The sequence below is a fragment of the Synechococcus sp. RC10B2 genome (assembly GCF_047502635.1).
On the sequence record NZ_JANSHO010000061.1, the window covers coordinates 1 to 25,703 of the forward strand.

22 protein-coding genes and 1 pseudogene are annotated in these 25,703 nt (G+C 60.8%); 16 read left to right on the forward strand and 7 right to left on the reverse strand.

Annotation, left to right across the window (positions count from 1 at the left end; genetic code table 11):
- Positions 1-304, forward strand: a pseudogene (locus tag NW855_RS08625) (hypothetical protein); the annotation flags it as partial.
- A 71-nt stretch (positions 305-375) separates the two neighbouring features.
- On the opposite strand, the gene NW855_RS08630 reads toward NW855_RS08625, so the two are convergent.
- The gene (locus tag NW855_RS08630; RefSeq protein ID WP_099813179.1) at positions 376-1,371 is read right to left on the reverse strand and encodes a heme o synthase; all 996 of its coding nucleotides are present in this window, start codon (positions 1,369-1,371) and stop codon (positions 376-378) included.
- Between the two features lie 52 nt (positions 1,372-1,423).
- Positions 1,424-2,422, reverse strand: coding sequence for a COX15/CtaA family protein (locus tag NW855_RS08635; RefSeq protein WP_049749751.1), 999 nt, complete (start codon positions 2,420-2,422; stop codon positions 1,424-1,426).
- Positions 2,423-2,905: 483 nt separating this feature from the next.
- Between NW855_RS08635 and NW855_RS08640 the strand changes: the two genes are divergently transcribed.
- From NW855_RS08640 to NW855_RS08650, 3 genes are all read left to right on the forward strand, one after another.
- The gene (locus NW855_RS08640) at positions 2,906-3,934 is read left to right on the forward strand and encodes a cytochrome c oxidase subunit II (RefSeq protein WP_011430358.1); all 1,029 of its coding nucleotides are present in this window, start codon (positions 2,906-2,908) and stop codon (positions 3,932-3,934) included.
- On the forward strand, positions 3,931-5,640 hold the full coding sequence (gene ctaD, locus NW855_RS08645; RefSeq protein WP_414388584.1) for a cytochrome c oxidase subunit I: 1,710 nt from the start codon (positions 3,931-3,933) through the stop codon (positions 5,638-5,640). Before NW855_RS08640 ends, ctaD begins: the two co-directional genes overlap by 4 nt.
- 116 nt (positions 5,641-5,756) lie before the next feature.
- Positions 5,757-6,368 (forward strand): heme-copper oxidase subunit III, encoded by a 612-nt coding sequence (locus NW855_RS08650; RefSeq protein ID WP_011430356.1) that lies wholly within the window; start codon positions 5,757-5,759, stop codon positions 6,366-6,368.
- 86 nt (positions 6,369-6,454) lie between these two features.
- Here the strand turns inward: NW855_RS08650 and holA are convergent, their stop codons facing one another.
- Positions 6,455-7,432, reverse strand: a complete 978-nt coding sequence (gene holA / locus NW855_RS08655) for a DNA polymerase III subunit delta (RefSeq protein ID WP_011430355.1) — start codon at positions 7,430-7,432, stop codon at positions 6,455-6,457.
- Between the two features lie 640 nt (positions 7,433-8,072).
- Here holA and NW855_RS08660 point away from each other — a divergent pair.
- From NW855_RS08660 to ispD, 4 genes are all read left to right on the forward strand, one after another.
- Positions 8,073-9,440, forward strand: a complete 1,368-nt coding sequence (locus tag NW855_RS08660; RefSeq protein ID WP_414508658.1) for an IctB family putative bicarbonate transporter — start codon at positions 8,073-8,075, stop codon at positions 9,438-9,440.
- Positions 9,441-9,636: 196 nt separating this feature from the next.
- The gene (locus NW855_RS08665; RefSeq protein WP_414401695.1) at positions 9,637-9,975 is read left to right on the forward strand and encodes a P-II family nitrogen regulator; all 339 of its coding nucleotides are present in this window, start codon (positions 9,637-9,639) and stop codon (positions 9,973-9,975) included.
- A gap of 119 nt (positions 9,976-10,094) precedes the next feature.
- Positions 10,095-11,501 carry an ammonium transporter gene (locus NW855_RS08670; protein ID WP_414402567.1) on the forward strand — a complete coding sequence of 469 codons (1,407 nt, stop codon included), beginning with the start codon at positions 10,095-10,097 and terminating at the stop codon, positions 11,499-11,501.
- 136 nt (positions 11,502-11,637) lie between these two features.
- Positions 11,638-12,345, forward strand: a complete 708-nt coding sequence (gene ispD / locus NW855_RS08675; RefSeq protein WP_099813180.1) for a 2-C-methyl-D-erythritol 4-phosphate cytidylyltransferase — start codon at positions 11,638-11,640, stop codon at positions 12,343-12,345.
- Here the strand turns inward: ispD and NW855_RS08680 are convergent.
- Together NW855_RS08680 and NW855_RS08685 are read right to left on the reverse strand one after the other, a co-directional pair.
- Positions 12,342-13,253 carry an MATE family efflux transporter gene (locus NW855_RS08680; protein ID WP_041438348.1) on the reverse strand — a complete coding sequence of 304 codons (912 nt, stop codon included), beginning with the start codon at positions 13,251-13,253 and terminating at the stop codon, positions 12,342-12,344. The two genes, ispD and NW855_RS08680, sit on opposite strands and share 4 nt — an antisense overlap.
- A complete protein-coding gene (locus tag NW855_RS08685; protein WP_041438346.1) occupies positions 13,250-13,762 on the reverse strand; it encodes an MATE family efflux transporter in 513 nt (170 codons plus the stop codon). The genes NW855_RS08680 and NW855_RS08685 overlap by 4 nt, the downstream gene beginning before the upstream one ends.
- 163 nt (positions 13,763-13,925) lie before the next feature.
- On the opposite strand from NW855_RS08685, the gene cobM reads away from it, so the two are divergent.
- The 4 genes from cobM (at position 13,926) to NW855_RS08705 (ending at position 16,393) form a co-directional block, all read left to right on the forward strand.
- Positions 13,926-14,720 carry a precorrin-4 C(11)-methyltransferase gene (cobM, locus tag NW855_RS08690; RefSeq protein WP_414402568.1) on the forward strand — a complete coding sequence of 265 codons (795 nt, stop codon included), beginning with the start codon at positions 13,926-13,928 and terminating at the stop codon, positions 14,718-14,720.
- Between the two features lie 365 nt (positions 14,721-15,085).
- The gene (gene sufU / locus NW855_RS08695; RefSeq protein WP_011430348.1) at positions 15,086-15,574 is read left to right on the forward strand and encodes a Fe-S cluster assembly sulfur transfer protein SufU; all 489 of its coding nucleotides are present in this window, start codon (positions 15,086-15,088) and stop codon (positions 15,572-15,574) included.
- A gap of 338 nt (positions 15,575-15,912) precedes the next feature.
- Positions 15,913-16,119 carry a hypothetical protein gene (locus NW855_RS08700; protein WP_099834884.1) on the forward strand — a complete coding sequence of 69 codons (207 nt, stop codon included), beginning with the start codon at positions 15,913-15,915 and terminating at the stop codon, positions 16,117-16,119.
- A 40-nt stretch (positions 16,120-16,159) separates the two neighbouring features.
- Positions 16,160-16,393 carry a hypothetical protein gene (locus tag NW855_RS08705; RefSeq protein ID WP_011430346.1) on the forward strand — a complete coding sequence of 78 codons (234 nt, stop codon included), beginning with the start codon at positions 16,160-16,162 and terminating at the stop codon, positions 16,391-16,393.
- 109 nt (positions 16,394-16,502) lie between these two features.
- Here the strand turns inward: NW855_RS08705 and fba are convergent, their stop codons facing one another.
- Entirely contained in the window at positions 16,503-17,582 is a 1,080-nt protein-coding gene (gene fba, locus NW855_RS08710) for a class II fructose-bisphosphate aldolase (protein ID WP_011430345.1), read from the reverse strand.
- Between the two features lie 440 nt (positions 17,583-18,022).
- Between fba and NW855_RS08715 the strand changes: the two genes are divergently transcribed.
- The 4 genes from NW855_RS08715 to NW855_RS08730 all read left to right on the forward strand — a co-directional run bounded on the left by NW855_RS08715 (position 18,023) and on the right by NW855_RS08730 (position 24,758).
- Entirely contained in the window at positions 18,023-18,604 is a 582-nt protein-coding gene (locus NW855_RS08715) for a hypothetical protein (RefSeq protein ID WP_414508659.1), read from the forward strand.
- Positions 18,605-18,723: 119 nt separating this feature from the next.
- Positions 18,724-21,000, forward strand: coding sequence for a fused MFS/spermidine synthase (locus NW855_RS08720; RefSeq protein WP_011430342.1), 2,277 nt, complete (start codon positions 18,724-18,726; stop codon positions 20,998-21,000).
- A gap of 53 nt (positions 21,001-21,053) precedes the next feature.
- Positions 21,054-21,674, forward strand: a complete 621-nt coding sequence (locus NW855_RS08725; protein WP_414388598.1) for an NADPH-dependent FMN reductase — start codon at positions 21,054-21,056, stop codon at positions 21,672-21,674.
- Between the two features lie 156 nt (positions 21,675-21,830).
- The gene (locus tag NW855_RS08730; protein ID WP_099812101.1) at positions 21,831-24,758 is read left to right on the forward strand and encodes a GAF domain-containing protein; all 2,928 of its coding nucleotides are present in this window, start codon (positions 21,831-21,833) and stop codon (positions 24,756-24,758) included.
- Here NW855_RS08730 and NW855_RS08735 read toward each other — a convergent pair.
- The gene (locus tag NW855_RS08735; protein ID WP_011430339.1) at positions 24,696-25,658 is read right to left on the reverse strand and encodes an energy-coupling factor transporter transmembrane component T family protein; all 963 of its coding nucleotides are present in this window, start codon (positions 25,656-25,658) and stop codon (positions 24,696-24,698) included. The two genes, NW855_RS08730 and NW855_RS08735, sit on opposite strands and share 63 nt — an antisense overlap.
- Positions 25,659-25,703: the final 45 nt, after the last annotated feature.

Genomic DNA, 25,703 nt, shown 5'->3' on the forward strand with positions numbered 1-25,703 from the left:
TGGTTGGAACAAAGAATGCGGTTTAGGGAAGGTCAATAACCAAAACTTTGTTTTCGTCCCAACAGGTCGGTTCAAGGAGCGTATTGCGCAATTATGTCGGCATTATGGCATGGAGTTTATTGAGGTAGAGGAGGCGTACAGCTCGCAGGCAAGCTTCCTAGATGGAGATGAGCTACCTAATTATGGTGAAAAACCCGACGGGTGGAGACCCTCTGGGCTGAGGCGAATGCTGCCGCCAACCTGCTTAAGAAAGTCAGCAGAACCTTGGGGCTTTGCCTTCAGGAACTGTCTAGAGGCGCTTTGACAACGCCTTTGCGACGACCGTGTAAGAATCCCCCGCCTTCAGGCCGGGGAGGATGTCAATTGGTTAAGTCGTCAACCCAGGGATCCCATTGCCCCAAGGTGGTTGGCCAGCGCCCCCAGGCTGGCATAGACACCCTGGAGAGAGGCAAGGGCTTGATCCCAAAGGGTGTGGGTCAGCGACCACCTGTCCAACCCCATGGCACCGCACAACAGCAGCAAGTAGAGGTTGGCAAAGGTGAAGAGGGAGGCTGCCCGCTCCCGGCTGTGCGGCTCCTGGAGCAACTGCACCGCCTTCCAAATTAGAAGGGATCCCAGCAGGGTCGCCGCGCTCAAGTAAAAGGATCCCAGCACGTGCAAAGGGTAAACCAGCAGTAGACTGACCGGCACCAGCAACAGGGCGTAGAGAAGAATCTGGGCGGCAGTCGGCCTTTCTCCGGCCACCACCGGCAGCATCGGCACCCCGGCGCGGGCATAGTCTTCTCGCTTTAAAATCGCTAGGGCCCAGAAGTGGGGCGGGGTCCACAAAAAGATGAGGGCAAACATCACCCAAGCAGCCCAGCTCAGCTCGCCCGTAGCCGCTGCCCAGCCCACTAAAGGGGGGATCGCCCCCGCTGCTCCGCCGATGACGATGTTCTGGGGGCTGGAACGCTTCAGCCAGTGGGTATAGACCCCTACATACACCAGGATCCCCGCCATGGCCAAGCTGGCAGCCAGCAAATTGGTAAAACAGGCCAGCAAGCCAAAGGACATCACAGCCAGGATCCCGGCAAACCTCAGGGCATGGCGTGCCCGAATGCGGCCAGAAGGCAAAGGACGATGGCGGGTTCGCTCCATCATCCGATCAATATCGGCGTCGTACACCATGTTGATGACATTGGCTGCTGCCGCCGCCATCCCCCCCCCCAAGAGGGTGACGCCAAACTTGAAAGGATCCGTATTGCCCGCCATCCACATGGCTCCAGCCGTGGTCATCAGCAAGAGGGCGATGATCTTCGGCTTCACCAACTGGCTATAGCTGCGCAAAACCTGCGCAAGACTTTGGTGATGGCCAAAAGGGATCCCTGTCACCGTGTTCTGACAAGGATCTGGACGGTAGGTTTGAAGGATATCTGCCATGGAACTACTTGCCGTTGATCTCTGCGGCCGCGGCTACCCTCCGAGGGCTCCGGGGAGAGCTTCCTTCCTCCTGGCTTTCAAGGCTGTTGCTCGTACGCCAGGCCAGCACCGTAAAGCCCAGCAAGCACCCCAGCAAAGCTGCCCCAATCATCTGGTGGGCTACCGTCAAGGGCTCCACCTGCAGCCGGTAGCGATAGGTAAGAACGCCAACCCCTACTTGCGCCAGCAAAAGGCCCACCGAACCATGGCCCAGCAGCTTGAGAATCCGCGGGAGCTGCCGGCGTCGCCAACTTGTGGCCACCGCCACCACCAACACCGCCAGTGTGGCCGGAGCCACCCCCAGCAAGTGACCGTTCATCACCCCGCACAGCTCGCCAGCAGCTAAGCACTGGTGCAACGCCCATTGGGAAGCCACCAAAGCTCCGAGAAGGCTCTGGACGTACACCAGCAGCACTGCCCCCAAGCCGAGCCAGGGCAAGTAGCCAACAGAAGCTCTTCCCTCCTCCGAAGGAGCGACGCTTGGCAGGGCCAGCAATCCCAAGGTGAGCAGCGTGGCAAAAAACAGCAGGCCCGTGCCCAGGTGAGCCGTCACAATGTCAAAGCGCAACAGCTCCGTTACCGTCAGCCCGCCCAGGATCCCTTGGGCCACGACCAAGACAAAAGCCCAGCTCAGGCCCCAGGGCAGCCAAGCGGGCAAGGCCTTGCGCTTCAGCCAGGCAAACCCCGTTAGCAGCAGGGTGGCCAAGCCCACCCCAGCAGCCACCAGGCGGTGAAACCACTCCAGAAACACCTGCAGGTTCATCTGCTCAGTGGGGACAAGCTCTCCATAGCAGAGGGGCCAATCTGGACAGGATAAGCCAGCATTCATGACTCGAGTGGCACTGCCCAGTCCCATCAACAGCCAAGTGGCCGCTGCTAAACCCAGCAAGGCTTGCCCCATGCGCAGGGAAAGCTCCCTAGACGGCAAGGGATGAGCGTGAGATTGGGAAATCGAAGAGTCCATCGCCGTTGAAAAAGTTATTGCAAGTCAATCCAAGCTCGGAATAATCTGCATAAAAAATAATCGAGATCGATACTTAAGCTATCCATTTCAGTTAGCGAACTTAATTCAATAGGTCTTTGAGGTCTAACTGGCTCAGCATCTAGCTATAGGCAGACAAGGAGACTGACTCCCCTGTAACGGATCCTAAATGCAGACTTGCGGCTGGCGAAGGCTTTTTAAGAATTTCTTTGTGCTGAGCCACGCCTCCTCTGCATGCATCGTTCATCTTCCAGAAGCTCTGTCGATCCTGCCAATCAAGCCGCTCCCCTCTACCAATTCCCAGCGATGAAGATTCTGAAGAGATCCCTAAGCCTGGGCAATCCTCTCCAGCTCCCGTGACCTAAATGGATATGAAGGATGGGTGTGGCCCGCTTCGGCTCTGTTCGCAGAACAGATTTTGTCTAGGGCGGGCGTGCCTTGCATTTGCAGTGGGGAAGAGCAGTCGTGAGTGCGCTCAGTAACATCATTTTGGTGGGTATTGGGGTTCTGCTGACCCTGGCCAGCCTCTGGTATGGCCAGAATCACCATCTGCTTCCCGAAGCAGCGGCCAACTCGGCTCCTCTGTTCGATAGCCTCTTCAACAGCACGATCACCATCGCCACGGGGATCTTTTTGGTGGTGGAGGGGGTGCTTCTCTACTGTGCCATCCGTTACCGCAAGCGGCGGGGCGACCGTGGGGATGGGGATCCCAACCACGGCAACGTGCTGCTGGAGATCGTCTGGACAGCGGTGCCAGCAGTGATCATCCTCTGGCTGGGCCTGGCCAGCCTCGATGTCTATCAGGCGGTGTATGGGGGCGCCGATGTGGGCGGTCACATCCACACGGCCATGGCGATGGAGCCCTCCCAAGACTCAGCAGCAGGGGATCCGGACTATGCCTACACTCCCGCGCTGCTGCCCGGAAAGGAGATGGGCCAGCCGGAGCTGGTTGTCCAAGTTCAGGGCATGCAATATGCTTGGGTATTCACTTATCCGGAGTCGGGTTTGGTGGCTGGCGAGCTGCACCTTCCTCTTAACAAGCGGGTGCGCCTTAATATGACGGCTCTGGATGTCAACCACGCCTTCTGGGTGCCGCAATTTCGCCTCAAGCAAGATCTCATTCCGGGCCGAGAAACCCACTTGGAGTTTGTGCCCACGCAGTTGGGAACTTACCCCATCGTCTGCGCCGAGTTGTGTGGCCCTTACCATGGGGTGATGGCCGGGCAACTAATTGTGGAGACGCCGGAAGAGTTCGAGCGCTGGCAGCAGGAGCAAGTTTTGGCCGCCGGTGGAGAGGGTGGCGCCCTTGCCCTGGCGGCGGACTCGCCGTCACTGCCTCTCCAGCACGGGCATCGTCTGGAATTTTCTCCGTCGGAGTCTGCCTTTGTCCAAGTTCACCGGCAACGTTTGGGCCTCTCGCCGGCTGAGCTGGCCTCTCTCCAACTCCCCCTTGACGCACATTCTGGTGACGCCAGTAGGAGCTTCTTGCCATGACCCAGCTACAGGACAATCCCACCCTTGCCGCTGCCCCCAAAGCCAGCCTGGATCCTCCCGCCGAGCCTTGGTGGCGCTTTTTTACCTTCTCCACCGATCACAAGGTCATTGGGATCCAGTATTTGGTGACCACCTTTTTCTTCTACTTGGTGGGGGGAGCGCTGGCCACAGCGGTACGGGCGGAGCTGGCTACCCCAGAGGCGGACTTTCTCGGCTTTGAGCGCTACAACGGGGCCTTTACCCTGCACGCCACGATCATGATCTTTTTGTGGATCGTGCCGGCTTTGATGGGGGGCTTTGGCAACTACCTGGTGCCGCTGATGATCGGGGCGCGGGACATGGCCTTTCCCAAGCTGAACGCCGTCGCCTTTTGGCTGGTTCCACCCAGTGGCCTTTTGCTGCTGGCCAGCTTGTTTATCGAGGCCCCCTCAGCTGGCTGGACCTCGTATCCGCCGCTGAGCCTCATCAGTGGCAAGGTGGGAGAAGAGCTCTGGATCTTGAGCATTTTGCTGGCCGGAACCTCTTCGATCCTGGGGGCCGTGAACTTCATCACCACCATCCTCAAGATGCGCCTGCCCGGCATGAAGATGGAGGATATGCCCTTGTTCTGCTGGGCGATGCTGGCCGCTTCCATCATCACGCTCATTGCAACGCCGGTTCTGGCGGGGGCGCTGATCCTGCTCAGCTTTGACCTGTTGGCGGGCACGGCTTTCTTCAACCCCAGCGGCGGCGGGGATCCGGTGGTGTACCAGCACATGTTCTGGTTTTACTCCCACCCGGCGGTGTACATCATGGTTTTGCCGGTGTTCGGCATGATCTCGGAGATCTTGCCGGTGCACGCCCGCAAGCCCATCTTTGCCTACAAAGCCATTGCCTACTCCAGCTTGGCCATCTGTTTTTTGGGCTTGATTGTCTGGGTTCACCACATGTTTACCAGCGGCACTCCCGACTGGATGCGGGTGTTTTTCATGATCGCCACCATGGCCATTGCCGTTCCCACCGGGATCAAGGTGTTTAGCTGGCTGGCGACTCTCTGGGGCGGCAAGATCCACTTCCGCTCGGCCATGTTGTTTGGCATGGGCTTTATCTCCATGTTCGTCATCGGCGGCTTGAGCGGGATCATCCTTGCTTCGGTGCCGTTGGATATCCACGTCCACGACACCTACTTTGTGGTGGCCCACCTACACTACGTGTTGTTTGGCGGCAGCGTCTTTGGCATCTATGCCGGCCTCTACCACTGGTTCCCCAAGATGACCGGGCGGCTGCTGAACGAGTTCTGGGGGCGGGTGCATTTTGTGTTGACCTTTGTCGGCTTCAACATGTGCTTTTTGCCGATGCACAAGCTGGGCCTGATGGGCATGCCCCGCCGCGTGGCCCAGTACGACCCGCAATTTGCCGACCTCAACTGGATTAGCTCCGTGGGGGCTTTTGTTCTAGCCATTTCCACGCTGCCCTTCTTGGTGAACGCCATCTACTCCTGGGTGGCCGGGCCCAAGGCCGGCGACAACCCCTGGCAGGCTCTAACCCTGGAGTGGGCGACTTCTTCCCCGCCGCCTGCCCACAACTTCTACGGGGATCCCATTCTGCTGACCGGCCCCTACGACTACGGCCTGCACAGCAAGGAGACTTTGGATTACTTTGCCGCCCAGTTGCAGAGCTTGCGGGAGCTGGCGTTGGCGGAAGCAGAGCCTACGACTTCTTCTTAGCAGGGGGTCTCCATCTTCTACTCACCGGGCATTCCAGTCTTGATCCCGGCTGGGCTGGCCACACGGTCTCAGGAATTCTAAGGTTCGATTGGTTTATTTTTTGAGTGGAGAAGAATATGCAAGGATCCCTTGCTGCTGATGCCTTGATAGCCGGCCACACTCAGGCCCACACCGCTCACGCTGAGCACCCAGATCATCGCATTTTTGGTCTGCTGATGTTCTTGGTGGCGGAAGGCTGCTTATTCTTGGGCCTGTTCATGGCCTACTTGGCTTACAGCCTCACGGCCCCCGTCTGGCCGCCGGAAGGGACGCCGGAGCGGGAATTGCTCTTGCCTGGGATCAACACGGCGATTTTGCTCGCCAGCAGCTTGGTTATCCACCAGGCCAAGCCCGCCATCCAGGCCAATAACGTCAAGGGGCTACGGCTGTGGTTTGCCCTCACTGCCCTGATGGGTGCGATTTTCTTGGCCGGGCAGCTCTACGAGTACAGCCACCTGGAGTTTGGCCTTACCACCAACTTGTTTGCCAGCACCTTCTATGTCTTGACCGGGTTTCACGGGCTACATGTGGCGGCGGGGCTGCTGTTTATTTTGGCGGTGCTTTGGCGATCCCTGAAGCCGGGTCACTACAGCGCCCAACACTACTTTGGCGTCGAGGCTGCTGAGATCTACTGGCACTTTGTGGATGGGGTTTGGATTGTGCTGTTTATCCTGCTCTACCTACTCTGAGTTCCGAAGAGGGATCCTCCCTGGTGAAGGATCTGATCCCGGTGGGTAGGCTGCCCGTTGCTAGAACTGTCCCTGAACGAAAAGGCTCAGGATTTCTGGAGAATGGCCACAATCTGGATCAGAGCCTCTTGAAACACTTCTCGCTCCGGTTGACCTTGCTTGAGCTGATACTCCAGTTGTAAAAGTTGCTGCATCACCTGCAGCAGCGCCGAGCTTTTTAGGGATCCCACCTCTTTTTGGAGAAAATAAACCCGGTTGGGATTGGCAATCTCTGCTTTTTGGGCGATGACTTTGGGATCCCGTTCTCCCTCCTCCAGCAATAGCTTTACCCACAGCCAGGTGCGAAATTGCCCCACCAACACCGCCAGGATCTTCAGGGCCGGCTCGTTGTGATCCAAAAGATGGGCCAGGATGCGCAGGGCCTGATCCAAGTTGCCCTGGCGCAGGGAGGCGGCCAGTTGAAAGCTGTTGTAGGCGCTGGCGGGCACCAAAGCCTCGATTTGCTCAGGGGAGATGGGATCCCGTTGGTTGACCGTAAACAAAGCCAGCTTTTCCAGTTCCATCGCCAAGCGGCGGGAGTCGTTGCCCACGGCTTCCGCCAACTTCTGGGCTGCCTCTGGGCTGAGCTTGAGATCCCGCTGCCGGGCCTCGCTGTATACCTGCCTCAGGATACCCTCTTCATCCCAGGGGGCCAGTTGGGGAAACTCGCGGGCAAGGGCCACTTGCTTGAGGAGCTTGGTGGATTTGAGCCGTCCATCGGGCTTGTTGCGGGTGGTCAACAACAAATGGGTGGTGGGGGGTAAAGAGGCTAACGTCCGCTCCAGTTCCCTTACCCACTCTTCCGGACAATCCTGGGTGAGCGTCGTCTCTTCCAGCCAAACCAGGCGAGCGTTGGATCCCAGGGGCGGGGTCATGGCCAGGTTAAGTCCGGCCAGTGTGGACTCCGGCGGCAGGCGATCGTAGTTAAAAGCGGCCCAGTCGGGATCCAGCACTTGCTCCCGCAACTGGTGCACCGCCTGCATCAGCCGATAGGTGTCATCTCCCCAGTAAAGGTAGACAGGCATACTCCCCCAAGTCCCCTCAGCTTGGTCTCCAGCTTTTTTCCGTAGTTTCTCTAGGCGTTATTTTGCTTACGTTAATCAGCGGCAGGTTCCGGGTCTTTATCCGGGATCTTCCGGAGAAAGCCTGGCCAAGTTTCAGCTTCTTTTCTCTCTAAAAAAACGCCAGCTTTGCATGATCTAGCTTGGCAAATTCTGTATTCCCACTGAAGAACTATCATCAATCTTCTCCTAAGCTGGGCTTAGAGACGGGGTTGGAGGGAGGGCTGCAAGCGTATGGACACCATTGGCGAACTGGAGTTCAAGGTGCAGGTTTTAGCCCGCTGCCTGGGATCTGCTCTGGGTTTAGGCCGGCTTATTCGTGTGCAAATTCATTATTGTAATCCCCAAGTCTTCAATGCAGGGCAGTTGGGAGCAGGGGTTTCCCCTTTCAACTCTGAAGAGGTTGGGAAATCCCAGCCCCACCCGCTAGCCTCGTTTGCCTAAAGGGCGCTTCGAGGTCGGCGAGGCAGCTAACTCTAGCAATGAGTCTGCGAGTTCTAGAAGGGGGATCCCGCTTGCCTTCCCGCCCTTGCCCCTGTTCGCTGGGGAGATAAACTCGGAAGATAGGCCTGAAGCACAAGTGCCCAGGGCGCTGGAAGGAGCCATGGAACGAGCAACGCGACTGTGGCGCGGCCTGCTGCTGCGGGATTTTCCTATCGAGTCCTGGTGGCAGGGCAGCCTTTTAAGCCGAGTGTCGGGATCCCTGCGGAGTTGGGGCAAAAGCAGCCTACTGGTGCAAACCTCTGACTGGATCGGTTTGGGCCTGGTGCTGCTGTATTGGGTCTTTTCGGCGCAAAGCTCCACCGGCATCCTAGGTCTGATTTTGCTGGCCATGGCGGCGCTTGTGGTCTTGGGCTGGCTGGTGGAAACCCCAACTTGGCTGCCCGTCCATCTGCCCCTAGGCCTGTTTTGGGGAATTGCCACCCTGGCCACGATCCTTTCGCCGGTTCCCTATGCAGCGCGGGAGGGCTGGCTGAAGTTGACGCTCTACCTGGCCGGCTATCTGCTGCTGCAGCGTCTGCTTCGCCAACTGCAGTTTCGGGATTGGATCGTCGGATCCCTGCTTTTGGTCAGCTTGGCGATGGGGGTCTATGGCCTGCGGCAATACTTTTACGGGGCTGCCGAGCTGGCCACCTGGGTGGATCCGGAATCGGGCTTGGCAGGCCTGACGCGGGTGTACAGCTATCTGCGCAACCCCAATTTGTATGGGGGCTACCTGGTTCCGCTCCTCCCCCTGGGGCTGGCTGCCATCTTCCTCTGGCCGGGCTGGGGGATCAAGCTCCTGGTGGGGTTTACAACCGCCGTCAACTTCATCTGCCTGGTGCTGACCTACAGCCGCGGCGCCTGGATTGGCGGCCTAGCAGCGCTGGGAATGATGGCGGTGCTGCTGGCGCAATGGCACACCCCCCACTTGCCGGCCCGTTGGCGGCGTTGGACGCTGCCGGCTCTGTTGGGAGGGGGAGCAGCCGCGCTGTTGCTTGCCATCCTAACAGTACGTCCCCTGCGGCTGCGGGCTCAGAGTCTCTTTTGGGGACGGCTAGATACCAGCAACAATTTTCGCCTCAACGTCTGGGCCGCCGTGCTGGAGATGATCCGCGACTTTCCCATCTTGGGGATCGGCCCCGGCAATGTCGCCTTTAACCGCGTCTATCCCCTCTACCAGCGAGGCAACTTCAGCGCCCTCGGGGCCTATTCCGTGCCGCTGCAACTTACCGTGGAGACTGGCTTTCTTGGATCCCTGGCTTTTGCCTGGTTTTTGCTGGTGCTCTGGGATCACGGCTGGAGAGGCTGGAACACTTTGCTCAGCTCCCGGGATCCCCAGGGCCTGTGGGTAGCAGCCGGCTTAGCGGCTTGCACTGGCATGATGGCCCACGGCCTGGTGGATACCATCTGGTACCGTCCCCAGGTGCAAATGCTGTGGTGGCTGGCGGTGGCTCTTATCACCGCCAGCTCGGCTGCTGGCAGCCCCTAGCCAAGCGACCAAACTCCTGAGGCGCTGCCGGAGACTTCCTCCCCCTAGCCTGCCCCTATTCCGAGCTTTTGCCTTGACGAGAGCAAATCCAAAGTGTTAAACATCCTGCAAGAGATAAAAAATGTATTTGGATTTACAATTTGCAGGTGCTAGCAGTGTTAGAAATTAGCGGAATTGTTGGGGATATGGGAGGCCAATGAAAAAGATCGAGGCTGTAATCCGGCCCTTCAAGCTGGATGAGGTGAAGGTAGCCCTGGTTAATGCCGGAATTGTCGGCATGACCGTAACCGAGGTGCGGGGCTTTGGTCGGCAGAAGGGACAAACCGAGCGCTATCGGGGATCCGAGTACACCGTCGAGTTCCTGCAGAAGCTAAAGGTAGAGATCGTGGTCGAAGACGACCTGGTGGATACGGTGGTCGAGAAGCTGATCGCAGCAGCTCGCACCGGCGAAATCGGGGACGGCAAGATTTTCATCAGCCCCGTCGAGAAAACCATCCGCATCCGCACCGGTGAAATGAACCAAGACGCCCTGTGAAGGAGCTGTTTTTGCAGTCTCTCACCTCAGCCTCATCTTGGCTTGGGAGGTGGCAGGGCGTATCTTTTTGTTGTAATGGCGTTGCCAAAAGTACCGTCTTGCTAGGTGAGTCGAAAAACATGTCTACAATGATGATCCAAAGGCTCAAAGGCCAAGTAGTGCAGCGGCTCTGGCGACCAGCCCAGTGGGGCTTAGCTGCTGCGCTGACGATTTCCCTGGTTTTTCTACTTGGTCAGGAGAGCGCCTTCGCTCAGGATGCCGAAGCTGTCCAGGAAAACGCCAACACCATCTGGACACTGGTGGCGGCAGCCTTAGTGTTCTTCATGCAAGCTGGCTTTGCCATGGTGGAGACGGGCTTTACCCGCTCCAAAAATGCTGCCAACATCATGATGAAAAACCTAATGGACTTCTGCATGGGCTGCTGCGCCTTCTGGGTCATTGGGTTTGGCCTGATGTTTGGCCAGAATGGCGGCTTCTCCGGCAGGAGCTGGTTTGCTTTTAGCTGGCAGCAAGCCCACGAAGCAGGGGACTGGCCTTTTACGTTCTTCGTCTTTCAGATGGTCTTTGCCGCCACCGCTGCCACCATTGTTTCCGGCGCCATGGCGGAGCGCACCAAGTTCTTGGCCTACCTCATCTACTCTGTCGTCATCTCTGGGCTGATCTACCCCATCTCGGGGAGCTGGGCCTGGAATGGCCTGTTCGGCGACTACAACGGCGGCAGCAGCGGCTGGCTGGAAAATCTGGGCTTCATCGACTTTGCCGGGTCAGGGGTGGTGCACCTGGTGGGAGGTGCTTCTGCCTTGGCCGGGGCGATGGTGGTTGGCCCTCGCATTGGCAAGTATGGCCCTGACGGGGAGCCGCGGGCAATTCCTGGGCACAACCTGCCCCTGGGGATGCTGGGAGTGTTTATCCTCGCCTTTGGCTGGATTGGGTTCAACGCTGGCTCGACCACTGCTGCCAGCCCTGATGTTGGCTGGATTGCTATGAACACGCTGCTGGCAGCTTCGGCGGGAGCCATTGGGGCGATGATCACCTGCTGGGCGCATTTTGGCAAGCCGGATATGACCTTTGCGGCCAACGGGGTGCTGGCCGGCTTGGTGGGCATCACCGCCCCGTGCAATACCGTCCATCCTGTAGGGGCTCTGATCATCGGCTCGGTGGCCGGGATCCTGGTGGTGATCTCGGTGGTGATTTTGGATACGGTGCTGAAGGTTGACGACCCGGTGGGGGCCATCTCGGTACACGGTACCTGCGGCATTTGGGGACTCTTGGCAGCCGGGATCCCTTGGTTTGCCCACGCCGATTCAGGGGTGACCTGGGCGCAATTTGGGGTGCAGGTGGTGGGGGCTCTGGCCTATTTCTTCTGGCCCTTTATCACCTGCTTGATCCTGTTTTTGATCCTCAAGGCAACCGTTGGCCTGCGCACCAGTGCCGAAGAGGAGCTGGCCGGCTTGGATGTGGGCGAGCACGGTAACGTGGCCTACCCGGATTTTGTCAGCGCTGCCGCCAATTTGGAGCAACCTTGAGGCAGCCCTGCGGCTCTAGGGAGGATCCACGTTCGAGCGGCAGCGGCAGCAATCGCCCCTGTCAACGATGCGGAGGGCCAGGTTTGGCCCTCCCTAACTGTAAACTGGGATCCGGTTGGATGCGCTTTTGGATCCCATGCACCTGTTGATCCCGGCGGCTGGCAGCGGCAAGCGGATGGGGGCGGCGGTCAACAAGCTGTTGCTGCCCCTTTTGGGCCAGCCTATCTTGACTTGGACGTTGCAGGCGGCGGATCGGGCCCGTTCCATCGAGTGGATCGGCATTCTCTCTCAGCCCGGCGACTGGCCGGCCATAGAGCAGATCCTGGCGTCCATCGAGCTGGCCACGCCGGTGCAGCTTCTGCAAGGGGGGGCGACGCGGCAGGAGTCGGTTTACAGGGGGGTGGAGTATCTCTATGGGCGGGGAACGGTGGAGCGGGTATTGATTCACGATGGGGCCCGCTGCTTGGCCACCCCTGAATTGTTCGATCGCTGCAGCGCTGCCTTGGAGCAGGTGGACGGCTTGATTGCGGCGATCCCCGTCAAGGACACGATCAAGGTCACCGAGACCGGCCCCAAGGGGATCCAAATCCAATCGACACCGGAGCGCAGCCGGCTGTGGGCAGCCCAAACGCCGCAGGGGTTTCGCCTGTCGCTGTTGTGGCAAGCCCATCGGGAGGCGCTGGCCCAGGGGTGGCAGGTAACCGATGACGCAGCCCTATTCGAGAAGCTGGGTTGGCCGGTTTACATCGTGGAAGGGGAGGAGTCTAACCTGAAGTTAACCACCCCCTGGGATCTGGTGCTGGCCGAGCAAATTCTCCAGCAGCGCCTTGAGCTGGCGCGCTAGCTCAACTCACTATGGCGATGGCCCTGACGCAGAGCCGCCTTTTGCCACACCCGACTGCGCCAGCGGCTGAGCAACAGGCCGGCCAAGCCGGCGACATAGATCAGCATGGCCAACCAGCCCCCCACAGCCCCCCATCCCAACCCCGGCAGGAAGGGGATCCAACTGTGGGAAAAGATCAGCATCTGCGCCAAAGGCAAGAAAAAGAGCCAGCTCATCCCGAGCATGATCGCCATGGGGGCCCGCACGTCTCCCGCGCCGCGCAGGGATCCCGCGGCAGAGAAGTTGATGCCATCGAAGAGAAACGAAACCGCGATGATCTGCAAAAGCCTCCCCCCCAACTCCACAATCGCCGCGGCGTTGGCATCTGTCCCGGCCACGAACAGGCCGAGCAAGGCTTCTCTAAAAAGCGCCAGCCCGCCGCCGATCACGGCCATGTAGCCGACCGTCCAGGCTATCACCGCATTCCCCAAGCGCATCGCCCAAGCCGGCTGCCCGGCGCCAACGGCCTGGCCCACCAGGACGGTTGCCGCCTGTTCCAAGCCGAGGGCCGGCAAATAGGCAAAGCGAGACAACATCAGACACAGGTGGGCCGTTGCCCCCTCCACAGCCCCCAACTGGCCCAGCAGCAACTGAAACACCGTGAAAGAGCTCATGTCCGCCAAAGCGTAGATCCCCATCGGCAGGCCCAGCCGCAGCAAGGGCCGCAGGGACTTGTGAGCCAAAAGCCAGGTTTGCCGCGTAGCGTAGTCGCGCTGGATCCAGGCCGAGAGAAACAGCAGCAGGTAAAGGGCCAGCTCCCCGTATTCCGACAGGATCGTGCCCCAGGCGGCTCCGGCAATCCCCCAGCCCAGGCCGAAAATGAACAGGGCATTGAGGATGCCGTTGAACAGCACGCTCCAGCCACTCACAGGGTGATCCAGGTGCAACCAATGCCGTTAAAAAAACCCGCCAAGGCAAAGCTGCCCAAGAGAGCGGATCCCCCCCAAACGCGAACTTGCCAATAATCTGCCGCTTGCTCCGCCACCCCCGCCGGCAGGGGCAGCCCTGAATACAGCAAGCTCCCCAACAGCGACAAGAGGCCACAAAGGGGCAATAGGCCCAACCCCAGCTCAACTCCCGACCAGGCATAGCGAGAGGCCCCCTTCGGATCTCCGCCGGCGTAGGTTTGCGCCACCAAGGTTTGCACTGCTCGCCCCAGACTCATGAAAGGGGTCAAGGCCACTTGGGTGGGCAACCAAGCGGCGTTCATCCCGGCCAAGGCTTGGCTGGAGATCTGGCCGATAAACCAGGTGTCGGTTATGCCCATCAGCGCCTGAATGCCAGCGCTGAGCGCCAAGGGCATCGCCAACCTCAGCACAACCCCATGATCCACCCCTGGGATCCCGCGGGCATCCAGCCGCTGCGCTACAACTCCCATGTCCTCCCTGCTCGCCCGTGGCACGCAAAAGCGCGCAACCCTCTGCCCAGGCAGCCTGTATTCTATTGTACTACACATAATACAGGCCAGGTCAAGGGACAGAGCCTGCAGGGGATCCCATCCTCGGGGGTAGCCCTCTGCTGCTAGGATGGGAAGAAACCTGATGAGCCAACCGACTTCGTCCTACTGGCCGGTGCACATTGTCGGCGCCGGCCCTGGGGATCCCGAGCTGATTACCCTGCGCGGCCAGAGAGTACTCTCAGAAGCAGATGTAGTATTCTATACCGGCTCTTTGGTGCCGGAGGGGCTGCTGGCCCATTGTTGCCCCGACGTGGAGGCCATCGACACGCGCTCCCTCACCTTGGAAACGCTGCTGCCCCAGATGGTGGAGCGGGTTAAGGCGGGGCGGCGGGTGGTGCGGCTGCAGGATGGGGATCCGTCTCTTTACGGCGCTCTGCACGAGTTGCTGATTCGGCTGGCGGAGGCCGGGATCCCCTTTGAGATCGTGCCGGGGGTGAGCGCCTTTCAACTGGCAGCCGCCCGTTTGCAGGTGGAGCTAACGGTGCCGGAGCTGGTGCAGACGGTCATCCTCACCCGCGCCAGCGGTCGGACGCGCGTGCCGGAAGCAGAAGCCCTGGCCAGCCTGGCGGCCCACCGCGCCTCTTTGTGTCTGTATCTGAGCGCCCGCCATGTGGAACAGGCCCAGGCGGATCTAATGACCCACTATCCCGCCGATACCCCTGTGGCCATCTGCTACCGTCTGGGCTGGCCGGACGAGCGGATCTGGCTGGGATCCCTGGCGGAGATGGCGGCCCTCACCCGGCAAGCCGGCCTAGAGCGCACCGTGCTCTACCTCATCAGTCCCGCCCTACGGGGCTTGGCAGGAGCCGGCTCGGCCCGCTCGCGGCTCTACAGCCCTGACCACGCCCACCTCTTCCGTCCCAAACGGCACCGTTAGACTCTACTGCAACTGGCTTTTTTAGGACTTGCCTTGGAGGCCCCCGGCCTGTCGCAGCTACTTTGGGCACCTGGGCGTGTTGCCCTGCTGGTCAGCGAAAAAGGCCGCCAGCCCCCGCCCAAGACCTACCCTGCTGCCGGTGGAGGGAGCAGGTTCCGGCAGAACTGGGCGGGGCAGCCGTCGAAATCCACCCGCTTGATCTGGGAGATGAGGAGGCCCTGCCTTGCCCCGCCGTTGCAGCCCAGAGAACAGGGTTAAGATTAAGTTAGTTAGCTTGGGCCTAGCCAGATTGGCCGGAAGGAGCCGTAGCCCCTGGAGGGTGGGGATAGGGCTCTGGCCCAAGCAGCGACCAAGCGGGAACGACAATGCCTCTCGACAACCTGCGCGGACTTTATCAGCAAGTCATCCTGGAACGCTACAGAAAGCCCCGCAACTTCGGCAGGGTCGATCCGGTTCATCGTCGCCAACGCGGCCATAACCCCTCCTGTGGCGACACCATCGACCTCACCTTGCAATTGGATCCCGGCCAGGAGCGGATTGCCGATATCAAATTTGAGGGAGAGGGCTGCGCCATTGCCCTGGCTTCTGCCGATCTTATGGCCGATGCCGTGCGCGGGCGCACCATCCCCGAAGCGCTGCAGTTGGTCGAGCGCTTCCAGGCCATGATGCGCGGCGGCGAAGAGTTTCCGCGGGAGTACCGCTCCCTCAATGCCATGAAGGGAGTTGCCCAGTTCCCGGTACGCATCAAGTGCGCCAACCTGGCCTGGCATGCCCTCAAACACGCCCTGGAATCGCCCGCACCCAGTGGATCCCCGGACAACCCAGGTTTTGTGAGCAACGAAGACGCCGACTAGGTTCCGACCTCCGGGCGGCAATGGAGGGGATCCCTGTAATCCAGAGAACTCCTGGGATCAGGGATGCCCGGGCTGCCTCTTTGCTCGGCTGGGAGCCAATGACCTCACCAGCAAGCCCTTCAACGCCGCCACCCTGGCCGCCGCAACCGCGGCTCTGCTGAGCTGGGATCCCTGAACTCACCCCACAGCTCCGTGGGATCCCCGCCGCTATCCGCCAAATGGCGTAGAAAAATCCTAGAAATCGCGTACGTGGATTCTCGGTGTTTTCCGTTTTTTTTTTTTACGGATATTTGGGCTATGATGGGGACGTAAACGTTGGAAATGCGGAGGAAATACAGATGCAAGCTGGTGTAGATCTAACGCTAGATTACCGTACTTACCGCTTGGCGGCGTTGCTGAGCGAGCACTTTCCCATGGGGGAGCTACTGGGGGTTTCCCTCAAGTGGCAGGACGATGCTTCTGCTGTAGACAAGCTGCAGACTGAGGTCGCCCGTTCCTGGAGGGAGCAGATCGAGCAGCGCTATCTCGTTCCTCGGCACAAGTAATCGGGAACTCTCGAACGAACCCTCTCAAACGGAAACGACCATGAATGCCTCTTTGAATTCTCTCCCTGTTGCTCCGGCCCTTAGTATCGAAGCAATCGTGGAGCAAGTTTTCCGCAGCGGCTTTCTCAGTTTGCAGCAAGAAAACCTCATCAACGAGCTGCTCTTTCAGCGGCGCTACTCTGAGGCCGACTTGGAAATGCTGGATCGCCTGACTTTGGCGTTGCTGAACCAGCAAGTCGAAGCGGACAAACCTTCTGTAGCAAAAGCTGCCTGACCGGCAAAACGCATCAAGTTCCTCCAAAGCAAAAGGGGATCCACAAAGGATCCCCTCACCTGTCGATATTGAGTTAGAACCTTTGGGCTGCAGCGGCTGGGTGTGAGGGCTAGACCGCAACCGTCTTCTTCACCTGAGCCGCCAAAGCGCCAGAAGCATACTTGGCCGCCATCTCGTCCAGGGTAACCACCGGGACTTTGGTGCCGTGGCCGGCACAGCCGAAGGCGATGTAGCGCTCGGCGCACACTTTTTGCATTTCCTTGATAGAAGGCTTGAGGAAAGAGCGGGGATCAAAGTCCTTCGGATTCTCGGCCAGGGCGCGGCGCACCGCAGCCGTGATGGCCAGACGGTTGTCGGTGTCGATGTTAACTTTGCGCACTCCGTTTTTGATGCCCCGCTGAATTTCTTCCAGCGGCACACCGTAGGTTTCGGGAATGGAGCCGCCGTACTGGTTGATGATGTCGATGAGCTCCTTGGGCACCGACGAGGAACCGTGCATCACCAGGTGGGTGTTGGGCAGGCGGCGGTGGATCTCGGCGATGCGCTCCATGTCGAGAATGTCGCCCGTGGGCTTGCGGGAGAACTTGTAGGCGCCGTGGCTGGTGCCGATGGCCACAGCCAGCGCATCCACTTGGGTTTGCTCCACAAAGTCCACGGCTTGATCCGGATCGGTGAGCAGTTGGTCGTGGCTGAGGGCCCCTTCAGCGCCGTGGCCATCTTCTGCTTCCCCGCGGCCTGTCTCCAGGGATCCCAGGCAGCCCAGTTCTCCTTCCACGCTCACGCCGACAGCGTGGGCCACCTTCACCACCTCGGCAGTAACGGCCACGTTGTACTCATAGCTGGCCGGCGTTTTGGCGTCTTCTTTGAGGGAGCCATCCATCATGACGCTGGTGAAGCCGTTGCGGATGGCGGAGTAGCAGGTGGCGGGGCTGTTGCCGTGGTCTTGGTGCATGGCGACGGGAATGTGGGGATAGGTTTCCACTGCCGCCAGGATCAGGTGGCGCAAAAAGTGCTCGCCCGCATACTTGCGCGCCCCTCGAGAGGCTTGCAGGATGACTGGACTGTTGGTTTCATGGGCAGCTTGCATGATTGCTTGAATCTGCTCCATGTTGTTAACGTTGAAAGCCGGAATGCCGTAGTCATGTTCGGCGGCATGATCCAGCAGGATCCGCATGGGAACGAGAGCCATCGGTTACCTCCTGAGGTGCTGACCTGATGCGTGTGAGATTTGCTTACCGTTAATCTTAAGGTATCTTTTACGTTTTGCGGGATGTGACCCCGGAGATTTGGGGATTTCGCCAAAGCCTCCTTGCCACTATTGGCCGCAATGCTCGCGCTGAGGCGCAACGATCCCGCTGCGCTCTCCAGATACACTAGACATGGGTAGAGCGGGGTGCGCTCCGAGGTAAACGTCGCCTTGTCTACGCCCGCCTGTTAACTTCTAGCTTTTTGTGGACATTATTTTCGCCTTTCGTTTTGCATTTTGTCTTGTTTGTCCGGAGGATTGAGAAGGTGCATTGTAATCCGTGGCCAATCCTGGGCGCGAGCTGGGGAAGGACTTTGTCGGGCCGGGGTAGAAGACTGCGTCCCGACGACGCGAAAGGACTCCGTCCCGCTGACGCAATCAGTTTGGCCATAGCCTGCTGGGCAGTGGTGGGCCTTCCATCGGCGGCATGGGGGATCCCTGGGCAATCGCCGGATCAAGCGGCGGCCTGGGTGAGAAATAATCCTGTGCTGCGGCCCCGCCCGGGCGAAACCTTGAACATTCACCGCGTGGAGCCGGATGGATCCCGATTTACCTTTTTGGCCTCGGTGGCCCCGCCGGGCCGGATCATCAACCCGCTGGATCGGGAGACGATTCGCTCGGAGCGCATGACCTTCTTTCGCCCGCAAGGGCTGACGGCAGAGGATCTTTTCCAAGCCATTCGCGAGATCTACGGGCCGGAGATCGCCGCCGATTTGGATCGGGCGGTGGAGGTGATCCGCTACCCGGCCCCTGAAGCCTTGGCCAACAATCCCGGCTACAGTCTTGCCCTGGCCACCCAAGGCGTGGTGCTGCGGGGGGATCAGTTTGTCTATTGGCTGGAGCTAACACAAAACCCGGATGGCCGCGTGCAGCAGGGCCAGGTGTGGGTGTTCCAAGAAGAATGGCTACCCAAGGTGGAAGGGGAGTTGGCCGAACGCTTTCCCCTACAGGTGATGAGCCGCTGAGCTGAGTTTGCAACTTCCCTTGGGCGGGCGGAGGTTCGCGGCTGCTGGGATCCGCCCCTGAATCCAGCACCGGCATCCAAGCTTCTTAGAACTGACAGCCAGGGGTTGGGGGCACGGCTGTGGTTTTGCTGGTTGGCCTCACGTTGTTCGGCAGCGCCTTTTGCCTTTTTTGGGGGCAGTTGTTGGTGGGCAAATTGCTGCTGCCGCTCTGGGGGGGATCCCCCCTGGTTTGGAATACCTGCCTGGTCTTTTTCCAGCTCGCTTTGCTGCTGGGCTACCTGTGGGCAGACCGGCTGGGGCGAGGGCTCGCTCCCGGCTGGGGCGTGCTGCTGCACGGGATCCTCCTGCTGGCGGGGCTGAAGTTTTTGCCCTTTCAGTTTGGGATCCCTGGCCAACTGGAAGGGGTCTTCCCTTCCCTAGCTCTGTTGGCTGACTTGACAGCAAGGGCGGGAGTACCCTTGCTTCTCCTGTCGGGGACGACGCCGTTGCTGCAGCGGGCGCTGGGAGAGGCGAAAAGGGATCCCTACGGGCTCTACGTGGCCAGCAATGCCGGCAGCCTAGCGGGGCTGCTGGGCTATCCGCTGCTCTTGGAGCCGCGGTTGTCTCTGTCGGGGCAAACCCACCTGTGGACGGGATCCTACGCTCTGGTCGCAGCGCTGGTGCTGCTGGGTGGGGTGGGGCTCATGCTGAACGGGCGGGAGGTGACTTTCCCGAGGGGAGATCCCGTGGAGGAGATCCCCCCCGTCTCCTGGCGGGAGCGTTGGCGCTGGGCCGGCTGGGCCTTTTTGCCGGCGGGCCTGTTGGTGGCGGCCACCACCCTCTTGACCACCGACGTGGCGGCGGTGCCCCTGCTGTGGGCCGTTCCCCTGAGCCTTTACCTCATGACCTTCATACTGGCCTTCGGCGGCCTCTACCCCAATGACTTGGCTTTAGGGACAACGGCTCTGCTGGCCTGTGGAGCGCTAGGGGCCCAGGTTCTGGGCTGGGCGAGACCTTGGTTTTGGGTGTTGCCGCTACATCTGGGGGCTTTTGGCCTGGTGAGCTGGGCCTGTCACAGTCAGTTGGCCAGATCCCGTCCACCCGCCCAGCAGTTGACGCAGTTTTACCTGTGGCTGGCTGTGGGAGGCAGCTTGGGAGGGCTGTTCTCCGCTTTGCTGGCGCCGCAGATGTTTGAGACCTTACTGGAGTACCCCCTGCTCTTGGGGGTGTCGCTGGCGGCCTTAGCGGCACGGGGAGGGCGGCTGGGCCTGTCGCTAGGGCTGGGGTTGCTCTTGCCTTTGTTGCTGTTGGGCTTTCGTCCTCAGGCGCTCTTTCGCCTTGGAGCCGCTGGGGGCTTGGCTCTGGGGATGGCCCTTCTGGGGTCTGTAGGAGAAGGCAGCAGAAGGCGCTGGGTGGGAACAGGGATGGGTCTAGTGTTGCTGCTAGGACAAACCTGGCTGCCGCCGGGGCTCCAGGTGGTGGCCGAGGAGCGCAGCGCCTTTGGCCTCCACCGGATTGTGGAATACCACGCTGAGGACGGATCCTTCCGCAGCCTGCTCCACGGCACCACCCTGCACGGCAGCCAAAACCTGGATCCCCAAAAGGCCCTGGAGCCGCTCACCTATTTTTCCCGCGAGGGGCCGGTGGGTCAGGTGTTCCAGCGGTGGCGGGCGCAGCCGCCCTCTTCTCCGGCCCAGGTGGCGGTGCTGGGGCTGGGGATCGGCACCTTGGCCGCCTACGCCGAGCCAGGGGATGAGTGGACGTTTTTCGAGTTGGATCCCACCGTGGCCGACTGGGCGGGCCGCTACTTCCCCTATCTCGATTGGGCCAGCCGGCGGGCGCAGGTGCGGGTGATCTTGGGCGATGCCCGGCTCCGCCTGCAAGGGATCCCCGATGGCAGCTACGACCTGATGGTGATAGATGCCTTCAGCTCCGACGCCGTGCCGGTGCATCTGCTTACCCAGGAGGCCCTGACCCTCTACCTCCGCAAGCTCAAGCCCCAGGGCTGGCTGCTCTTTAACATCACCAACCGCCACCTGGACTTGGCGCCAGTGCTGGCCGCCTTGGCAAGAGCATTGCGGCTTCCCGCCTGGCAGCAAGCCCATGAAGAGCTCACCGCCGCCCAGCGCCGGGCAGGGCTAGCCCCTTCCCACTGGGTGCTGATGGCCAAAAGCCCTGGTGGCCGGCAAGACTGGGATCCCTGGCAGCCCCTTTTGCCCCAAGCTGGGGATCCCCTCTGGCGAGATGATTTTTCCAACCTGCTACATGTAATCCGCTGGCCCCAGCTTCCCCTGCTGGGAGATATCCAGATCCCAGCTCCGAAGCAGAATCCGGCTGTTATCGCTGCGCGACGCTTCGGCAATGCGTCAGCCTTATTCAGCAAGACGGCTAAAGAAATCTTTACAATGCAGATTTAGTATGAGTTATGATTGTTTGAAGCATAACTAATGTCTGCTCAGGAGCCTGGCTTATGTCTCCTTCAACCCTGCAAGCCCCTACTGTCGATTGGCAAGCCGTCATGGCTGAAGCCTCTGGAGCTTGTTTCGTGGCCATCGGCGGCAGCTTGCGGCCCAATTCTTTGACTTATCAGGCGCTAGAGGTGGTGCGGTGCGAGTTTGAGAGGTTGAGGCTTCTCTTGCACATCCTCGACCTGCGGCAAATGAAGTTGCCCTTTGCCGATGGTTCGGAATCCTACCCGGACTATCCCGACGTGGAGGTTTTGCGGGCAACAATGAAGCGGGCCGATGGGATCATCCTGGCTAGCCCTGAGTACCACGGCGGCATCAGCGGCAGCCTGAAGAATGCTCTCGATCTCTTGAGCTTTGAACACTTAGAGGGCAAGGTCTTCGGGCTGATCAGCGTTTTGGGCGGTGAGAGCAACAGCAATACCCTCAACCAGATGCGTTTAATTGTGCGGTGGGTGCATGGCTGGGCGATCCCGGAGCAGATTGCCATTGGTCGGGCTTGGAGCGCCTTCGATGAGCAGGGCAACCTCAAGGACGAAAACCTACGCCAGCGCTTGCAACGCTTTGTGCAGAGCTTGGTCACCAACACCTCCAAACTGCGCGGGTCCCGGCTCCCAGCTCCTTGAAAAGGGCCTAGGTTCCCCAGCAGCCCCATTTTCAAGAGGGGCTTCCCCTTTCCTGGGAGAGGGGCTGACGCCCAAGTAACGGCATGGCTAAGGTGGGCCAAGAGAAAGCTGCGGCCGCTTTCCCTCTGCAGAAACCTGCATAACCCACGTCGGGCCATGGTTCAACCTCCTTCCCCCTATTCTTCCAGTGGAGCTGGGGCCATCTCTCCCCTAGTTGCCCTACAGGCAACCTTGCAACAGATGCGGGAGCAGAGCGATGCCAATGCCCTCATTCAGCTCACGCTGGAGTATGTCAAGGCGGTGTTTGGGGCGCCGCTGATCTGGCTGGCCTTTTATGACTATCAAAATCACCAGTTGCTGGGTCAGGGAGGGTTTAGCCTTGTGGAGGAGCCAACTCTCTTGCGAGGGGTGCATCCCCTGCAGCCGGGGGAGATCTTGGAGCAGGTGGTGATCGAGCAGCGGCCCATCAGCGTGCCCGATCTTTCCCAGGAGCCGCGCATGGGCCTTTGGCAGCGGGAAGCCAGGCGCCTGGGCGGGATCCAAGGCTGCTTCATCTACCCCTTTTCAGCAGCAGGGCGGCGGCGCTGCCTGGGGATCCTGATGCTGGGATCCCAGATGTGGGGGGTTACCACCCGCGAGGAAGAGAAAGCGCTCCTGGGGATTTTGCTGGGCCAGTTGGCCGCCTCTTTGCAGGAGCTGGAAAATGCCTGGAGGCAGCAGAGCGAAAAACGCCTTGAGGATTCGCTCCTGAGGCTGGGAACGGCGATATGCCAGGCGGGATCCCTGCAGGAACGGGTCAGCCTGGTGAGGCAGGAGCTGCAGACTTGCCTGGGCGCCGTCCATATCCAGGTGTACTGGCACGAGCGCAGCCGGGGGCGGTTTGTTCCCCATGGAAGCGCCTCTAGACCCAGCCAGCCACCTACTCCTGCCCCCATGTCCAAAGAGGCCAAAGCAGGAGCAGCGTCGCCAGGAGATGGCGGCCTTTCGCTGCGGGAGTTGGGAGATATGTACTACACCCTCGCCGATGGCCAGGTGGTGGTAGGCGGCACAGGGACGACCCGCTCCGAGATCCCCCTCAAGCTGATGCAGCAGTTGCGGGCCCAGGCGGCCTTGGCCGCCCCCATCTTGCTGGAGAAAGATCTGCTGGGGTTCATTTGGGTGCAATCGGATGTGCCCCGCACCTGGCAAGCTGTGGAGCGCCAGTTGGTGGCCGCCGCCGCCAATGGGCTGGCCTTAGCCGCCCCCCTGGAAAATCTGGATCGCCGCATCCGCCAGTTGGCCGACGAGCAAGAGTTTGTGCAGCAGGTGGGCCGTTCGCTTTACAACCCGGCGGAGCTGCCGCAGGCTCTCCAGCAAGCCGTCGTCGGCCTGGGCCAGCGTCTGCAAGCCAGTGCGGTGGCCGTCCTGACAGTGGATCCCGATAGGCCGAACCCCCGCCTCTTCTCCGAGTACCGCAGCGAGGGCAAGCAGGCTCTGCCGCCGCAGTTCAGCTCCTTAAGCGAGCAAGACTGGCAGGATCTGCTGCGCAGCGAGGTGGTGGCGGCGGAAAACTACGACCAGGATCTGCGCCTGCTCTCCTGGCGGCAAGAACTGGCCCCTTTGGGGGTGCGCTCCCTCATGCTGACTCATACCGGCGCCAGCGGCACTGCCACCCCCGAAGGGCTGATCCTAGTGCTCCACCCGCGGCCAAGGGCTTGGAGCCGAGAAGAACGGCAACTGCTGCGCGGGACTGCCCAACAAGTGGGATTGCTCCTGCGGCAACTTCGGTCTCAGCAACGGCAGGAACGGCAAGAGCACTTGCTCAGCGGCCTGATCGCCACTTGTCTGACTTTGCAAAACCTGGCCACCCCTGAGGCTCTCTACGCCACCATCGCCCAACAGGCGGCCCAACTCCTCCAGATCCCTTTGGCGCTGGTGGTCAGTTGGCAGCCGGGGGAGAGCCGGGCCTGCTTGCAGCCGCCCTTTGCCGCTGCCCCCGAGTTCTGCCCCAGCGGCCCCACTGAGATCAATCGGCAGGATCCCTTGCTGGCCGCTGCGCTGCAGGCGAGGGGTCCCCTCCCGCTTGCCCAAGACCAGATCCCGGCTGCCAGCCGCGCCTGGTTAAACTCGGTGGGCCTGGGATCCTGGCTGCTGGTGCCCTTGGGGGAGACGGATCCCTCGCTGCCGGAGCCCCTGGGGGTTTTGATCCTGGGAGCAGAGGCGGACAGAGTCTGGGAGGCAGAGGAGCAGGCGGCTGTGACGTTGATGGCCCAAACCTGTGGCTGGACGCTGCGGCGCTTGCTTTGGGTGCAAACTTTGCAGGAGCGGCAGGAGGTGCTCAGCGAGTTGAATTGGTACAAGCACCGCCGCCTGCTGGATCTGCAAAATGCCCTGCTGGACGGCCTGCGCCGCCTTGGCCAAGTGCCGGGCATCCGGGGAGATGAGGCCACCCGCTGGCAAAAGGTGGTGGAAATCGGCAGGGAGCTGCGGGATCTGGCCGTCTTCGCCGAGCCGCTGTTGCAGACGGAAACGTGGCAGGTGCAGCCGCAGTTGCTGTCGGTGCCCCTAGCAACCTTGGTGCGCAAAAGCCTGCGCCGAGTGGAGGGCCTGACCCAAAAACGCAAGCTGTGGCCGCGCGCCCACGGCGACCTCAGCCTCGTCGTCCAGGGCGATGTCGGGCGATTGGAGATGATCCTCTGGGAAGTGCTGCTGGCCGCTGCCTTGCGCAGCCCGGAGGGGGGGCGGCTGGATCTGTGGAGCCAAGCCACAGAGGGCTATGCAGAGCTGCTGGTGGTGGATCAGGGCAGCTTCGATCCCCACCTGCTGACGGCCTTGCAATGGGATCCGCAACAGGTCATCTACGCCGATCCCCTCTTCCAATCGCCGCTCTCGGCGAGCCCCGGCCTGGAACTTGGCCTGTGCCAACGGCTACTGCAGCGGATGGGAGGGCAGCTCTCCTTCTATTCCTCTGGGGATGGGCGCTCCGTTGCCCGGCTGCTCCTGCCGCTGGCTGGCAAGGAACTGCGTCCCCCGGCCGTAGCCTCAGGGGGACAAGGCCCTCAGCAGCCAAAACAGGGGCAGCAGGGCCAGCGCCCCGCGATCTAGCTGCCGCAGGTGTAGGCGGTGCCAGCGCAAGGGGTGGTCGGGGCCGGTCAGCCCACGCGCCTGCATGGCCATGGCTGTCTGCTCTGCCCGCAGGAGCAGGTTTTCAAAAAAGCGCTCCACCAGAGCCAGCAGGGTTTGGATCCCGCCCCGGAAGCTGAGGGATCCCCAGCGGACATCGCGGGTGCGCACCGCCCGCACCAGGTTTTGCACCTCCTCCATCACCAGCGGCAGAAAGCGCAGCGCCAAGGTGAGAGTGAGGATCACCTCCGCAACTGGCCATCCCCAGCGTTTTAGAGGCTGCACCAGGTGGCCGATCCCCTCTGTGATCTCTTCTGGGGCTGTGGTCAGCAAAAACAAATTGGTGGCGTAGAGCAGCGTAAAGATGAGGGTGCCCAGCCGCAAAGCCACCGACAGGGAACGGCGGGACACCTGAAAGGTTCGCTCCCCTAGGGAAACCTGCAGCAAGCGGTAGCGGTAGGGAGTCGGCCAGGCACGGGTTTGCTCCCGCCAGGCCCGCTTGGCTGCTGCGCGGGATCCCTCTTCCACCCCCCCGTCATAGCCGGGGATGAGCCCATAGCCCACCACCTGCGCGTCCTGCCGCTGCGGCTGCGGGAAAACCCCCAACCCATCGGGAGCGAAGCTGGTGATCCCAAAAGTGAGCAGGCTGAGGGCTAACACCAGCGAGAGCTGGCCCGACCAGACCCGACGCGGCAGGCGGGCTGCCACCGTCAAGAACAACAGAACCGCCACCACGGCCAGGCGCCAGCCATTGCCAGCCAAAATTGGGCTGAGCAGAAAGCTGAGCAGCCAGGCCAGCTTCACGCGCGGATCGAGGCGGTGCAGCCAGGTGCGCGGCTCTTCCAGGTAGATTCCCAGCGGGGCATTGCGCAGAATATCCACTGCAGGCAAACGGGAGACAGGTTATCCCCCAAAAGGAGAACGGAA

Excerpts from the sequence above, each read along its gene's own strand:
- cobM (WP_414402568.1), top strand. The coding sequence starts at position 13,926 with ATGAGCCAACCGACTTCGTCCTACTGGCCGGTGCACATTGTCGGCGCC.
- holA (WP_011430355.1), bottom strand. The coding sequence starts at position 7,432 with ATGCCTGTCTACCTTTACTGGGGAGATGACACCTATCGGCTGATGCAG.
- NW855_RS08700 (WP_099834884.1), top strand. The coding sequence starts at position 15,913 with ATGCAAGCTGGTGTAGATCTAACGCTAGATTACCGTACTTACCGCTTG.
- NW855_RS08670 (WP_414402567.1), top strand. The coding sequence starts at position 10,095 with ATGTCTACAATGATGATCCAAAGGCTCAAAGGCCAAGTAGTGCAGCGG.
- NW855_RS08705 (WP_011430346.1), top strand. The coding sequence starts at position 16,160 with ATGAATGCCTCTTTGAATTCTCTCCCTGTTGCTCCGGCCCTTAGTATC.
- ispD (WP_099813180.1), top strand. The coding sequence starts at position 11,638 with ATGCACCTGTTGATCCCGGCGGCTGGCAGCGGCAAGCGGATGGGGGCG.
- fba (WP_011430345.1), bottom strand. The coding sequence starts at position 17,582 with ATGGCTCTCGTTCCCATGCGGATCCTGCTGGATCATGCCGCCGAACAT.
- ctaD (WP_414388584.1), top strand. The coding sequence starts at position 3,931 with ATGACCCAGCTACAGGACAATCCCACCCTTGCCGCTGCCCCCAAAGCC.
- NW855_RS08730 (WP_099812101.1), top strand. The coding sequence starts at position 21,831 with ATGGTTCAACCTCCTTCCCCCTATTCTTCCAGTGGAGCTGGGGCCATC.
- sufU (WP_011430348.1), top strand. The coding sequence starts at position 15,086 with ATGCCTCTCGACAACCTGCGCGGACTTTATCAGCAAGTCATCCTGGAA.
- NW855_RS08660 (WP_414508658.1), top strand. The coding sequence starts at position 8,073 with ATGGAACGAGCAACGCGACTGTGGCGCGGCCTGCTGCTGCGGGATTTT.
- NW855_RS08725 (WP_414388598.1), top strand. The coding sequence starts at position 21,054 with ATGTCTCCTTCAACCCTGCAAGCCCCTACTGTCGATTGGCAAGCCGTC.
- NW855_RS08635 (WP_049749751.1), bottom strand. The coding sequence starts at position 2,422 with ATGGACTCTTCGATTTCCCAATCTCACGCTCATCCCTTGCCGTCTAGG.
- NW855_RS08650 (WP_011430356.1), top strand. The coding sequence starts at position 5,757 with ATGCAAGGATCCCTTGCTGCTGATGCCTTGATAGCCGGCCACACTCAG.
- NW855_RS08665 (WP_414401695.1), top strand. The coding sequence starts at position 9,637 with ATGAAAAAGATCGAGGCTGTAATCCGGCCCTTCAAGCTGGATGAGGTG.
- NW855_RS08685 (WP_041438346.1), bottom strand. The coding sequence starts at position 13,762 with ATGGGAGTTGTAGCGCAGCGGCTGGATGCCCGCGGGATCCCAGGGGTG.